We start from the raw sequence: 14,182 nt of genomic DNA, 5'->3' as shown, positions 1-14,182 counted from the left end.
CTCAGGCGATCTCGGAGGGAGTGTCGACCGAGGCCTGAGGCGGCCGCTGCAGAATGGCCACCCCATTACGTACCGCCACGATCTCGGCCAGGATGGCGATGGCGATCTCGGCTGGCGTGCGGCTGCCGAGGTAGAGCCCGACCGGGCCATGCAAGCGGTCGATCTCGGTGCTGGAGAGATCAAACAGCGCCAAGCGCTCGCGGCGCTTTTCGGTATTGCGGCGAGAACCGAGGGCCCCCACATAGAAGGCCGGCGATTTGAGCGCCTCAAGGAGCGCCATATCGTCGAGCTTGGGGTCGTGGGTCAACGCCACGATGGCGGTATGGGCATCGGGCTCCAATGCCAGCACCACGTCGTCGGGCATACCCTCCTCCAGGCGCACGCCTGCCACATCCCAATCCTGGCGGTATTCCAGACGCGGATCGCATATATGCACCGCAAAGCCCAAGGCCTGCGCCATCTGCGCGGTAATGCGTGAGAGTTGGCCGGCACCGATCAACAAGAGGCGCCACTGTGGGCCAAAGATGCCGACAAAGCATTCGCCCGACAGCCCAGGCTTGTCCTCGCGCCGGGCCGCCGCCAGGCTGACCTCGCCACTGCCAAGGTGCACGGTGCGGCTGACCAGCTCATGCCGACCGGTCCGCGCCAACAGCTCGTCCAGCCAGGCAATGTCACGCAGCGGTTCGACCAGGAGCCGCAGCGTGCCACCGCAAGGCAGACCAAAGCGGCTGGCTTCGGCCTTGCTCACGCCATAGCTCACGATGCCGGTCTGCTCGGGCCGCTCGCCCAGGCTGACACGACGGACCAGGTCGTCCTCGACACAGCCGCCCGAGACCGAGCCTTCCACCGCACCGTCACCACGTACCGCCAGCAGCGAACCGACCGGTCGCGGTGCCGAGCCCCAGGTCTCGACCACGCTGACCAGCCACACCGCCTGCCCGGCCACGCGCCAAGCACGAGCCCGCGCCAGCACCTGCAGATCGAGCGCGTCCATCAGGCCAACTTCAGTGGCAGGCTGGTGAGCCGCTTGCCGGTCGCGGCGGCGATCGCATTCGCCACCGCCGGCGCCAAGGGCGGCACACCCGGTTCGCCCACACCGGTCGGGGCTTCGCCACTGGCGACGATATGTACTTCGATCTTGGGCATCTCGTTGATACGCAGCACCTGGTAATCATGGAAGTTGGACTGCTCGGTGGCACCGTTCTTCAGGGTAATCGCACCATGCAGGGCAGCCGAGAGCCCGTAGCCTATGCCGCCTTCCATCTGTGCGCGCACCACGTCCGGGTTGATGGCCACACCGCAATCCACCGCACAGACCACGCGGTCGACGCTGAAACTGCCGTCTTCACGCACTGTCACCTCGGCCACCTCGGCCACATAGCTATTGAACGATTCCACCACGGCGACGCCACGACCACGCTTTTCCCCCGTCTTGCCAGCAGCCAACGGCTTGCCCCAACCGGCCTTCTCCGCCGCCAGCTTGAGCACGCCAGCGTGGCGCGGATGCTTGCTCAGGAGCCCCAGGCGGAATTCCACCGGGTCGGCCCGGGCGGCCTCGGCCATCTGGTCTATCATCGTCTCCACCGCAAAGCCGGTATGGGTATGGCCCACAGAGCGCCACCACAGCACCGGTACCGTCTTGCGTGGCGAGTGCAGGTCCACCAGCAGATTGGGCACGTGGTAGGGCAGGTTGGCCGCGCCTTCGACCGAGGTCGCATCCACGCCGTCCTTGACCATAAAGGCCTCGAAGGGCGTGCCGGCCAGTATGCTCTGGCCGACAATGCGCTGCCGCCAGGCAATCAACTCGCCACGGCCATCCAGCGCTGCCTCGATGCGGTGCAGATACAGCGGCCGGTAGTAGCCGCCGCGCATGTCGTCCTCGCGTGTCCACACCAGCTTGACCGGCGCCTTGCCACCGATGGCCTTGACGATACGGGCGCACTCGACCGGAAAGTCGGCTGCCGGGTTGGCCCGCCGACCAAAGCTGCCACCGGCATAGAGGGTGTTGATGCGCACCTGCTCGGGCTTGAGGCCCAGTACGCCCGCCACTGCCGCCTGGTCCACGGTGTGGAACTGCTCGCCATTCCACATCTCGGCGCCATCCTTGTCACGGCGGATCACGCAGTTGAGCGGCTCCATCGCGGCATGGGCCAAGTAGGGGAACTGGTAGTCCACCCGCGCCACGCTGCCAGCCTTGCGGAAGGCGACGTCCGCGTCACCTTGCTTGCCGGCCACGCTGCCCGGCTCGTCCAAGAGGCGGCGGTATTCCGCCACCAGCTCCTCGCTACCCTGAGCCATGGCGCTCGACTCATCCCACTCTACCTTGAGCGCATCGCGGCCCTTCTTGGCGGCCCAGAAGCCCTTGGCCAGCACCGCCACGCCGGTGTCGATCATGACCACGTCCACCACCCCGCGCACCTTGCGGCTTGCAGTGGCATCGAAGGACTTGGGCTTGGCGCCAAAGCGCGGCGGGTGCGCCACCACCGCGGTCAGCATGCCGGGCAGGCGGATGTCCTGCGTGAAGACCGCCTTGCCATTGGTCTTGTCGGTCGTATCCTTGCGCGGCAGCTTCTGCTTGCCCACCAGGGTAAAGGTCTTGGGGTCCTTCAGCGGTGCATCCTTGACGGGTTCCAAGGTCACAGCCGTCGCCACCAGTTCGCCAAAGCGCGCCTTCTTGCCACTGCCGGCATGGCTCACCACACCTTGCTTGACCGTGATCTCGCCGGCCGGCACGTTCCACTGGCTGGCCGCAGCCGCTACCAGCTGTGCCCGTGCAGCAGCGCCGGCCTGGCGCAGCTGCATCCAGGAGTTGGCCATGGCGCTGCTGCCCCCGGTGCCCTGCATGGTGCCAAAGGAGAGATTGTTATAGCGCGAGGCATCAGCCGGGGCGGCCTCGACCTTGACGTGCGCCCAGTCGGCGTCCAGTTCCTCGGCCAGGATGGTGGCAAGACCGGTATAGGTCCCCTGCCCCATCTCCAGGTGTTTGGCGATCACCGTGACGCTGTCGTCAGCGCCTATGCGGACAAAGGCATTGGGCGCCAGATTGCTAGCCACCTCTGCTTCGGCAGCACGGGCACGGCCGGCAGGGGTAAAGTGAAAACCGATGACCAGCGCCCCGCTGGCGCCGGCACGCAATACATCGCGGCGGGAGAGTTCGAGCGTTCCCATGATCAGGCCTCCAGCTTCTCGGAAGCCTTGCCGGCCATGATGGCGGAGGCCTCATGTATGGCGGCGCGGATACGGTGGTAGGTGGCGCAGCGGCAGACATTGCCCGCCATGGCGGCGTCGATATCGGCATCGGTCGGTTTGGCGTTCTGTGCCAGCAAGGCGGTGGCCGACATGATCTGGCCCGATTGGCAGTAGCCGCATTGGACCACATCGAGCTTGCGCCAGGCCGCCTGCACGGCACGGGCCGGCGCACCCTTGATGCCCTCGATGGTCACCACCTTGCCCTGGCCAACCGCCGAGACCGGCAGGCTGCAGGAGCGGGTTGGCTGGCCGTTGAACCAGACCGTGCAGGCACCACACAGCGCCATGCCGCAGCCATACTTGGTGCCGGTATAACCGAGCTCGTCGCGCAGCACCCACAGCAGCGGGGTGTCAGGATCGGCATCGACCTTCACAGTCTTGCCGTTGATGTTCAGCGTGGCCATGTACGGACTCCATCAGGGCCGCGTCACGGGATGTTGACCATCCTCTAAGGCGGCGGGTTGTGATCGGGGACCCCAGCAGTATAGAAATTGCCGCACGCTTGCAAAGGCCGGAGGACGGCCGGTGCACGGATATATTCGCCGCTGGCCAAAAGCTATTCGCCGCGGCCGGTCAGGCCGTACTTCTTGACCTTGTCGTAGAGCGTCTTGCGCGGCAGCCCCAGAGCCTCGCTGGCGGCACTGACCTGGCCGCTGGCCCGGTCCAGCGCGTCCACGATCAAGCTCTTCTCGAAGCGGTCCATCAGCGCCGGCAGGTTGAGCGGCGTCTGGCTGGCAGCGGGCTCCAAGAGGCCCAGTACAAAGCGGTCGGCCACATTGCGCAGCTCCCGTACATTGCCCGGCCAGGGCTGGGCCATCAGCTCGCGCATACGGCCGGCATCCAGCACCGGTGCCGGCCGCTTGTAGCGCAGCGCGGCCTGCAGCACAAAGTGCTCGAACAGGAGCGGAATATCCTCGCGCCGCTCGCGTAGCGGCGGCAGGGTCAGGGTCACCACATTGAGCCGGTAGTAGAGGTCGGCACGGAATTTCTGCTGATCGGCAAGCTGGCGCAGATCCTCCTTGGTCGCCGCGACCACCCGGCAATCAACCGCGATGCTCTCATTGCCACCCAGCCGTTCCACCACCCGCTCCTGCAGTACCCGCAAGAGCTTGACCTGCAGCTGCAAGGGCATGCTTTCCAGCTCGTCCAGAAACAGGGTACCGCCGTGGGCATGCTCGATCTTGCCGATACGGCGCTTGACCGCACCGCTGAAGGCGCCGGTTTCATGGCCGAAGATCTCGCTCTCGAAGAGTTGCTCCGGCAACGCGCCGCAGTTGAGCGCCACAAAGGGGTGGCTGGCCCGGCCGCTGTACTGGTGCAGGCAACGGGCGACCAGCTCCTTGCCGGTGCCGGTCTCGCCCAGCACCAGCACGTCGGCACCGGCGTCGGCCACGTTCTGGATCATGGCGCGCACCCGCTCCATGGCGTCGCTCTTGCCCAGCAAGGTGGTACCGATGCCGTCACGGCGTTCCAGCTCGCGCCGCAGCTGGCGGTTCTCCAGCACCAGCTGGCGCTTGTCCTGGGCGCGCCGCACCACCTCGATCAACTGCTCCGAGGAAAAAGGCTTCTCGATAAAGTCATAGGCCCCGTCGCGCATGGCTTGCACCGCCATGGCCACATCGCCATGGCCGGTCACCAGCACGATGGGCAGTTCCGGGTCGAGCGCCACCACCTTGTCCAGCAGCGCCAGGCCATCCATGCCCGGTAGCTTTACGTCGCTGACCAGCACACCGGCAAAGTCGCGCTCAAGCAGCCTGAAGGCTGCCTCCGCCGTCTCGAAGGTGGTGACCGCGAAATCTGCCAGCTCCAGCGTCTGCTGGCTGGCGTGGCGGATCATGGCGTCGTCGTCGATGAACAGGACTTGCATACGGCTCTCTACGCTATCTCGCGTCAGCGAGGCTCCCTCGCGACGGCGAGGGCGGGGGGAGTGGGATCAAACAACGACATGACATTTGATTCTAGATGCTGTTTAACGCCCGGCGAGCGGGCGTTGTTGCCGCGCTGGGGCGGCATATGACCCCGGCCTTCCCCTTGCGGGATACGCCGGGTGCTGCTGGAAAGCCTGGGCAGAACTGGCATATCTTTTTATCTAGGCGCGCGGTAGCTCAATGGTAAAACAGGCACCGCCATTCGGGCGATTGGCGGCGCTCAGGTTGCCATGACAGTCGCGCAGGATGGAAAGCGAGATGGCCAGGCCCAGGCCCAGGCCTTCCCCGCCCTTGGTGGAGAAGAAGGGGTCGAACAGATGGTCCAGCGCCTCGGGCGCAATACCTGGGCCATTGTCGCTGACCAGAATGCGCACCCGCTCCCCCTCGCCCGTCACCAGCACCTCGATACGCGGTACCGGTACGCCGGCAACGGCATCAAGGGCATTGCGCAAGAGGTTGATCAGCACCTGCTCGAGGCGTACCTGGTCACCCAGCACCTGGATCTCCGGCTCCCAAAGCTCCCACTCCAGCAGCACCTGCTCGCGCCGCAACCGGTCCTCCAGCAACAGGCGGGCATTGGCCAGTGCCACCGCCACGCTCACCGGTACGGCGGGCTGGCCGGCGGTACGCTTGCGGGCAAAGTTACGCAGTTGGCCGGTGATCTTGCCCATGCGCTCCACCAAGCCCGTCATCAGCCCCAGGTTGCCGCGTGCCTGCTCGGGCTTGTCGCGGTCGAGGAAGATCAGCGCATTGTCGGCCAGCGTACGCATGGCGGCGAGCGGCTGGTTGAGCTCATGCGTCACGCCGGCCGCCATCTGCCCCAGTACCGCCAGCTTGCCGGCCTGGACCAGCTCATCCTGCGCATCGCGCAGCTCGGTCTCGGTGCGCTTGCGTTCCTGTACCTCGCGCTGCAGGGCCTCGTTGGCATCGATCAGGTCACGGGTACGCTCGGCCACCTTGATCTCCAGCTCATCATGGGCACGCTGTAGCGCCTCCCGCGCGGCCAGGTTGTCACGTATGCGGCGCTGCCGTTGCCGCCAGTAGAGCAGCAACAGCCATAGCGCGATCAGGCCAAAGCCGGTTGCAACCAGGGTGTCGCGCACCATCTGCCGCACCGAAGCCAGGTCCGAGAACAGCATCACCCGCCAACCCAGGTCGTCCAGCCACACCGTCTGCGCCAGCCATGCCGAGCGCCCTCGCCCATCCGGCAAGGCCACGATGCGGGTGCCGTCGTCGATGTCGGACATGGCTATCAGCCCGAGCGAAGGAAAGCCACTGCGGTCGTACTGGAAGGTATTGCGGATATAATTCAGCGCGTCCGAAGTCAGCGGGTCCAGGCTCTTGAGCTTCCAGGCCGGGGTGGCTGAAAGAAAGATCACCCCGGCCCTATCTGCCACCAGTACATGGTCGCTGGCGCGCCGCCAGCTGGCTTCCAGGGCATCCAGGCTGACCTTCGCGATCACCACGCCAACCACGCGCTTCTGCTCGAACACCGGTTGCGACAAGAAATAGCCCGGCTGCCGGGTCGTGGCACCCACGCCAAAGAAGCGGCCAGGCCGCCCGGCATGCGCCTCCTGGTAATAGGGGCGGAAGGCGTAGTTGTAACCGACGTAGGTCTGCGGTGTGTTCCAGTTGCTGGAGGCGATGGCGGTCCCCCCCTCATCCAGCAGGTAGAGGGTGGAGGACTGTGCCTCGCGGTTGATCGTCTCCAGGTAGCGGTTGACCCGCTCCCGCCGCTGTGGGTCATCCGGGTGGGCCAGCAGGCCGGTGATCTCACTATTGATCGAAAGCACATAAGGCAGGTAGGCATACTTGTCGACCGCGTTGTGCAGGCTGCCGACATAGACGTCCAAGCGGTGTGCCCCGGCCTGGCGGATGCTGCCCAACTCGCGTGCCTCTGCCCAGCGGCCGGCCAGCCATAGCACGGCGAGGCTCAGCAGCAGCGCTACCAACCACCAGGGCAGCCAGCGGGCTAGACGCGTGCGGATCTGGACAGGCACACAAACTCCCAATCAATAAAGGACAAGAGCGGCAAGGCGGCGAATGTCCCGGATCCGCACCCTACCGCTCCTCTCCGCCGCCGGCTAGCCCAAGGGCAGAACGGCGGCACCACACACCCAGGCCTCAGTCGGTGGTCAGACCGGCCATCTCCACGGCTTCGTGGCGTTGCTGCTCTTCCATCACCTGCAGGGAGAGTTCGCGCTTGAGGGCGTTGAACTCGGCCGAGCTGGAATCACGTGGCCGGGGCATATCCACCATCACGTCGCGCTTCACGGTACCCGGGCGGTAGGTCAGCACCACGATGCGGTCGGCAAGGTAGATGGACTCTTCGATCGAGTGGGTCACGAACAGGATGGTCTTGCCGAACTCGTCCCAGATCCGCAGCAGCTCGTCCTGCAGGCTGCGGCGGGTCAGGGCATCGAGCGCGCCGAATGGCTCGTCCATCAGCATGATGGGCGAATCCAGCGCCAGCACCCGGGCAATGGCCACCCGCTGGCGCATGCCGCCCGAGAGGTCTTTGGGGAAGCGGTCGCGGAATTCCTTGAGCTTGAGCTTCTCCAGGAGGCTCGCCACCTTGGCCTCGATCTGGGCCGGGTCAGCCTTCTTGACCTTGAGGCCGAAGGCGATGTTCTCGGCCACGGTCATCCAGGGAAAGAGTGCATATTCCTGGAACACCATGCCGCGGTCGGGGCCCGGCTCGGTAACCAACTTGTTCTCGACCGTGATCTGGCCACCGGTGGGCAGGGAAAAACCCGCCACCGCATTGAGCAGGGTGGACTTGCCGCAGCCGGATGGGCCCAGCAGGCAGACGAACTGGCCGGCCGGGATTTCGAGGTTGATGTCACGCAGGGCGATCACGTCGTCACCCGGCGTCTTGAAGACTTTCTGTACGTTCTGGACGCTGATCTGGCTCATTCTCGCCTCCTTATTGCTCAAGGCCGCGGTGCCAGCGCAGCAGATGGTTGTTCAGGCGGCTCATGGCGGTATCGATCGCCAGGCCGATGATGCCGATGCTGAACATGCCGGCGATGATCTTGTCGGACCAGAAGTACTCGCGCGCTTCCAGAATACGGAAGCCCAAGCCGTTGTTGACCGCGATCATCTCGGACACGATCACCACGATAAAGGCGGTGCCCATGCCGATGCGCGCACCCGACAGGATGTAAGGCGTGGCGGCCGGCAACATGACGCGGGTGAACATGGTGAACTGGTCCACGCCCAGGTTGCGGGCAGCACGGACATAGATCGAATCGACCTGACGCACGCCGGCGATGGTGTTCATCAGCACCGGGAAGAAGGCACCGATGGCGATCAAAAAGATCGCCGGCGGGTTGCCCAGGCCGAACCAGAGGATGGACAGCGGGATATAGGCAATGGGCGGAATCGGCCGCAACACCTGTACCAACGGGTTGAAGATGGCATTGGCCTTGTTGCTGGCACCCATGATCAGGCCCAGCGGCAGGGCCAGGCCCGCGCCGATGGCAAAGCCCACCAGTACGCGGTAGAGGCTGCCGATGGAGTCGGCGATCAATTCGCCCGAAAACATCCACTTCAAGTAGCTCGTTTGCGCCGGGTCATAGGGCATCAGCGGCGTGGCGTACTCGTACCACTTCTTCAGCACCGCCCAAGGGGACGGCAGGATTTGCGGGTTGATCCACTCGAGCTGTGCTGCCAGTTGCCATAGCAGCACAGCGACGAGCGGAACCACGATGCCGACAAGGCCGGCACCCAGTTTCTTCAGGTTCATGATCGTGGTTCCGCTTGTATTACTTGACGCCCAGCGACTGCTTGGCAGCGGTCAACAGGTCCAGCTTCACCCAGTCCTTGGCGACCGGCGGCTTGGCCATCTTGCCCACGCCGTACTTGGCCATCAGATCGGTGGTGATCTGAATATGGTCCACGCTCAACTCATAGGCATAGGGGCTGTTGCCGATCGCATCCTGGAAGTCATCCGCGGTGATCTGGTTCTTGAACATGGTGAAGCGCACATAGTCCTCGGCCTTCTTGGGATCATCCATAAAGGTCTTGGTGGCTTGCACAAAGCACTTCATGAATTTCTCGGCCAGCGGCTTGTTGGCATAGAGCTTCTCGGTCATCACCAGGGTACGGATAGGCTCGCCCATGGGGGTGTCGTAGGGCTTGAGCAGCTCAATGCCCCAGTTCTTGTTGATGGCCTGCGAGGCTTGCGGCTCGGACTGGGCCATGGCGTCAATCTGCTTTTGCATCAGCGCCTGGTTCAGGTCGGCAAAGGGCATGTAGACGATCTGCACGTCCTTGCCCGGCTGGTCGGACCAGGTCAGGTTGAACTTGGCCAGCTCGGCAAACAGCAGCAGCTCCTGCGCGCCACCACGGGCTACGCCCACCTTCTTGCCCTTGAACTGGGCAACGGACTTGATGCCGCTATCCTTGCCCACCACGATACGGGCGCCGCCTTTGGCAAAACCGGCCACGGCGTAGATCGGCACACCGGCGGCACGGCCGGCGATGGCAGCATCGGCCGCACTGGCAGCGACGTCCACTTCACCAGCAATGATGGCCGGCATGATGTCCAGGCCCTTGGCGAACATGCGCTCTTCGACCTTGATACCGCACTTGGGGCCCAGTTCCTTGAGGTAGGAAACCGCACCATAGTGAGCAAAACGCAGATTGCCGAGGCGGATCACGTCGTCGGCGGCATGTACGGTAGTAAACGACAAGGCGGCGGCAGCCACCATCAGGGAGGCGAAGCGTTTCATTCGGAACTGTCTCCAGTTTTGGTTTTCGGTTGACCAGACCAACGCAGCGAATCTGGCCACAGCCCGCTTTCCTATGCAAGCAGCTTGCCAGCTCGGCAGAATATGACAGTGCAAGCCAAGCCGCTGATTTAGCGGCAATATGTCCGAATAAACAGCCTAAGCACACCACCGCGGCGGCGAAACTCCGCACAGCACCCCACTGGCGGCGGCGGATTTCCGCCCAGCCTTACTCGCTATCGGGCTGGCGCGAGGGATGGGTGGCCTCGAAAGCCGGCAAGCTCGTAAGGTGAGCGTCGATGGCGACGATATTGGGGAAGGGAGTGAGGTCCAGGTTGAAACGGCGGGCATTGAACACCTGGGGCACCAGGCACAGGTCAGCCAAAGACAGTGCACCACCGTAGCAGTAATGGTGACTGCCGAGTCGTTCAAGCTCGGTCTCCAGCGCGGTGAAACCCACACCCATCCAGTGCCGCAGCCATTCGTCCACCACCTCCTGCGACTGGCCCAAGGTCCCCTTCAGATACTTCAGTACCCGCAGGTTGTTGATCGGGTGGATGTCACAGCCTATGGCATAGGCCAGGCTGCGCACCTGGGCGCGGGCCAAAGGCTCGCCGGGCAGCAGCGGCGGCATGGGGTAGCGCTCCTCCAGGTATTCGCAGATGGCCAGCGACTGGGTCAGTACCACGCCCTCGGTCTCGAAGCTGGGTACCAGCCCAGCCGGGTTGAGCGCCAGGTAGTCCGGCTTGCGCTGCTCGCCACCGTCGCGCAGCAGGTGGACCGGCACGGCCTGGTAGTCCAGCCCTTTCCAATGCAGCGCAATACGTACCCGCCAGGCAGCGGAGGAACGGAAATAGGTGTAGAGCTTGCGTTCGGACATGGTCTGTACCCGGTCTAAGCGGTCAAGGTTGGCGAGGAGGTTTAGCTACGTCATGCGTGCCGTGCCGGTAAAACAAACGCTCCCTGCCCTAATTCTAGGTACAGGGAGCGATCACGGCAGTGCGGCTTACGGCCTTAAGCCTGGCGCAAGACGACAGTCTGCTCGATGCTGCCGAAGATGGACTGGCCCTTGCTGTCCCACATATCGATCTTGACCGTGTCGCCAGCCTTGAGGAAAGGCGTCTTGGGCCCACCCTGCTCGATGGTCTCGATCATGCGGACCTCGGCCAGGCAGCAGGAACCGCGTGCGCGGTCCTTGTTGGAGATGGTACCCGAGCCGACGATGCTGCCAGCACCCAGCTTGCGGGTGCGCGCCAGGTGGGCGATCAGATCAGCGTGGCTGAAGGTCATCTCCTCGCCAGCATTCGGTTCACCAAACCATTCACCGTTGAGCCAGACACGCAGCGGCAGGTGCAGACGGTTGTCGTACCAATGGCCTTCCAGCTCATCCGGCGTAACCGCCACCGGGCTGAAGGCGCTGGCCGGCTTGGACAGCACAAAACCAAAGCCCTTGGCCAGCTCGTTGGGGATCAGGTTGCGCAGGCTCACGTCGTTGACCAGCATCACCAGGCGTACATGCTTGGCGGCAGCATCGGCAGAAGTGCCCACTGCCACGTCGTCGGTGATCACCGCGACTTCGGCCTCAAGGTCGGTACCCCAGGCTTCGTCGGAGATGGTGATGGGATCGCGCGCGCCCAGCATATCGTCCGAACCACCCTGGTACATCAGCGGGTCGGTGTAGAAGGATGGCGGCATCTCGGCATTGCGGGCCTTGCGCACCAGCTCCACATGGTTGAGATAGGCCGAGCCATCCACCCACTGGTAGGCACGCGGCAACGGCGCAGCGCAGTCGGCAGGGTTGAAGGGCAAGGCATCGGTACGGCGGCCGGAATTGAGGTCATCGCTGACCGAGCGCAGATGCAGGGCGGTATTGGCCCAGTCATCGAGCGCGGCCTGCATGGTGGCGGCGATCTCGGGGACGGCCACGTAAAGGCTCAGGTCGCGGCTGACCACCACCAGGCGGCCGTCACGGCCGTGTTTGAGGCTGGCGAGTTTCATAGGGCCTAGTCTTTCTTTACTTTCCAGCTGTCGGCGTAACCGGTCCATTCCACCTTGAAGGCGGCGTCGGTCAGGTCCAGCGGGTCACGGGCATCGATCATCACCGCCACCTCGTCGGTCTCTTTCTTGGCATGCGCCGCACCAGCCGCAAAGGCCTTGGGGTGCGGGCCATGGGTAAAGCCGCTGGGGTGGAAGCTGACCATGCCGGGATGGATGTTGTCGCGACTGAAGAAGTTGCCCTTGTGATAGAAGATCACTTCGTCGTAGTCGTCGTTGTTATGGAAGAACGGCACCTTGAGCGCGCCAGGGTCGGATTCGATCGGGCGCGGGCAAAAGGTGGTGACGATAAAGCGATCGGTCTGAAAGGTGGTGTGCACCGAGGGCGGCAGGTGATAGCGGTGCGACATGACCGGGCGGATATCGCGCCAGTTCAGCTTCACCGGGGTCAGGTCGCCGTGCCAGCCCACCGCATCCAGCGGGTTGAACGGGTAGGTGATGGTGGTCAGCGCGCCACGGCGCTTCACGATCACACGGGTCTCGGTCTCGCCCTGCTGGGCGCGGAAGGCGTCGTCCATCAAGGGGCGCCCCAGCACCGCCGGGTCGAAGATGGCGTGCGGTCCAAGCATGCCCTTCTCGGGCAGGCGGTAGGCAGCTTCGGTCGCCTCGATCATCAGGATGGCAAGTGGCGCGCTCACTTCAATACGCCACATGCAGCCACGCGGCAGCACCACGTAGTCGCCCTCGGCGATGCTCATATGGCCCCAGTCGCAGAACAGCTCACCTACACCATCGTGCACGAACAGCAGCTGGTCGCCGTCGGAATTGCGGGCCAGAGCCGGCATGGATTCCGCCAGGCGCCACCAGCGCACTTCGCAATGGGCGTTGTGCATCATCACGCTGGCTTGCCAGGGCGAGCTGACCTGCTGCTTGGATTCGACAAAGTCCAGCGCACGCGGCTTGACCGGGCCGTCAAAACTCAGCCAGCCAGTGGGCGGGTGCTTGTGGTGGAAATGGGCGGCCGGGCCACCAAAGCCCTCCTTGCCCACTTCGCGCTCGAAGGTGCCATCGGGCAGGTCGGCATGGGCCTGCTTGGAATGGAGGCCATCGGCCAGCGGCAGACGTATCCAGTGCATTGCTTGTCTCCAGCGAATTCTTGTCACAAGGCGGCGGGCATGCCCGCCGCCTGTCGGTCTTAAGCCGATACCTTGTCGTCGGCCTGAATCACGCCACGGCGGACCTGATCCAGCTCGATCGACTCAAACAGGGCGCGGAAGTTACCTTCGCCAAAGCCCTCGTCACCCTTGCGCTGGATGATCTCGAAGAAGATCGGGCCGATGCAGGTCTCGGTGAAGATCTGCAGCAACAGGCCGCCGCCAGGGGCGCCGTCCAGCAGGATCTTGTTGGCCTTGAGGCGCTCAACGTCCTCACCATGGCCCGGCAGGCGCTTGTCCAGGAGTTCGTAGTAGGTGTCCGGGGTGGTCAGGAACTTCACGCCGCGAGCCTTGAGCTTCTCGATGGTCTCGTAGATGTTCTCGGTGGTCAGCGCGATGTGCTGGATACCCTCGCCCTTGTACTCGCGCAGGTATTCCTCGATCTGGCTCTTGTCGTCGGACGACTCGTTGATCGGAATACGGATCTTGGCGCAGGGGCTGGTCAGCGCACGGCTCTTGAGGCCGGTCAGCTTGCCTTCGATATCGAAGTAACGGATCTCGCGGAAGTTGAACAGGGTCTCGTAGAACGAGGCCCACTTGTCCATGGCACCGCGGTGCACATTGTGGGTCAGGTGGTCGATGACCTTGAGGCCACAGTCGTTCTTGGCCGGATCGGCACCCTCGATGGGGATGAAGTCCATGTCATAGATGGAGGCCTTGCTGTTGCCCTCATAGCGGTCCACGAGATACAGCAGCGAATCGCCAATACCCTTGATCGCCGGGATATTCAGCTCCATGGCGTTCGGGCGGCTCTCCACGCCCCAGGCACCCAGTTGCAGGGCGCGCTCGTAGGCCTTGGCGGCATCCTTGACGCGGAAGGCCATGGCACAGGCAGACTCGCCATGCTGCGAGGCAAAGCGCGAGGCAAAGCTGTGCGGCTGCGCGTTCACGATCAGATTGATGTCACCCTGGCGGTACAGGATGCAATCCTTGGAACGGTGCTTGGCGATGGCGGTAAAGCCCATCAGCTCGAACAGCTCGCCCAGCGCCTTGGTATCGGGACCGGTGAACTCGACGAACTCAAAGCCGTCGGTACCCATGGGGTTGATAGGATCAATCATCG

12 protein-coding genes are annotated in these 14,182 nt (G+C 63.9%); all 12 read right to left on the bottom strand.

Annotated elements, in window-relative coordinates; translation table 11 throughout:
* Position 1: 1 nt before the first annotated feature.
* The 12 genes from VIM95_RS16750 to hppD all read right to left on the bottom strand — a co-directional run bounded on the left by VIM95_RS16750 (position 2) and on the right by hppD (position 14,180).
* Entirely contained in the window at positions 2–994 is a 993-nt protein-coding gene (locus tag VIM95_RS16750; protein ID WP_331987997.1) for an XdhC family protein, read from the bottom strand.
* Positions 994–3,168 (bottom strand): xanthine dehydrogenase family protein molybdopterin-binding subunit, encoded by a 2,175-nt coding sequence (locus VIM95_RS16745; RefSeq protein WP_331987995.1) that lies wholly within the window; start codon positions 3,166–3,168, stop codon positions 994–996. The genes VIM95_RS16750 and VIM95_RS16745 overlap by 1 nt, the downstream gene beginning before the upstream one ends.
* 2 nt (positions 3,169–3,170) lie before the next feature.
* On the bottom strand, positions 3,171–3,653 hold the full coding sequence (locus tag VIM95_RS16740) for a (2Fe-2S)-binding protein (RefSeq protein ID WP_331987993.1): 483 nt from the start codon (positions 3,651–3,653) through the stop codon (positions 3,171–3,173).
* Between the two features lie 152 nt (positions 3,654–3,805).
* The gene (locus VIM95_RS16735) at positions 3,806–5,116 is read right to left on the bottom strand and encodes a sigma-54 dependent transcriptional regulator (protein ID WP_331987991.1); all 1,311 of its coding nucleotides are present in this window, start codon (positions 5,114–5,116) and stop codon (positions 3,806–3,808) included.
* 222 nt (positions 5,117–5,338) lie between these two features.
* Positions 5,339–7,177: an ATP-binding protein gene (locus VIM95_RS16730; protein ID WP_331987989.1), complete on the bottom strand. Its 1,839-nt coding sequence runs from the start codon at positions 7,175–7,177 to the stop codon at positions 5,339–5,341.
* 124 nt (positions 7,178–7,301) lie between these two features.
* Positions 7,302–8,093 carry an ABC transporter ATP-binding protein gene (locus VIM95_RS16725; RefSeq protein ID WP_331987987.1) on the bottom strand — a complete coding sequence of 264 codons (792 nt, stop codon included), beginning with the start codon at positions 8,091–8,093 and terminating at the stop codon, positions 7,302–7,304.
* Positions 8,094–8,103: 10 nt separating this feature from the next.
* Positions 8,104–8,925, bottom strand: a complete 822-nt coding sequence (locus tag VIM95_RS16720; RefSeq protein WP_331987985.1) for an ABC transporter permease — start codon at positions 8,923–8,925, stop codon at positions 8,104–8,106.
* Positions 8,926–8,944: 19 nt separating this feature from the next.
* A complete protein-coding gene (locus tag VIM95_RS16715) occupies positions 8,945–9,913 on the bottom strand; it encodes an ABC transporter substrate-binding protein (RefSeq protein ID WP_331987983.1) in 969 nt (322 codons plus the stop codon).
* A gap of 226 nt (positions 9,914–10,139) precedes the next feature.
* Positions 10,140–10,790 (bottom strand): maleylacetoacetate isomerase, encoded by a 651-nt coding sequence (gene maiA, locus VIM95_RS16710; protein WP_331987981.1) that lies wholly within the window; start codon positions 10,788–10,790, stop codon positions 10,140–10,142.
* A 134-nt stretch (positions 10,791–10,924) separates the two neighbouring features.
* Entirely contained in the window at positions 10,925–11,908 is a 984-nt protein-coding gene (locus VIM95_RS16705) for a fumarylacetoacetate hydrolase family protein (RefSeq protein WP_331987979.1), read from the bottom strand.
* A 5-nt stretch (positions 11,909–11,913) separates the two neighbouring features.
* A complete protein-coding gene (locus tag VIM95_RS16700; RefSeq protein WP_331987977.1) occupies positions 11,914–13,041 on the bottom strand; it encodes a homogentisate 1,2-dioxygenase in 1,128 nt (375 codons plus the stop codon).
* Between the two features lie 59 nt (positions 13,042–13,100).
* A complete protein-coding gene (gene hppD, locus VIM95_RS16695; protein WP_331987975.1) occupies positions 13,101–14,180 on the bottom strand; it encodes a 4-hydroxyphenylpyruvate dioxygenase in 1,080 nt (359 codons plus the stop codon).
* Between the last annotated feature and the right edge of the window lie 2 nt (positions 14,181–14,182).

The organism is Chitinimonas sp. (assembly GCF_036568685.1).
Taxonomy (GTDB): Bacteria; Pseudomonadota; Gammaproteobacteria; order Burkholderiales; family Chitinimonadaceae; genus Chitinimonas.
Note: the sequence above shows the minus strand (reverse complement) of the source record. Positions and strands in the feature narration are given on the sequence as shown.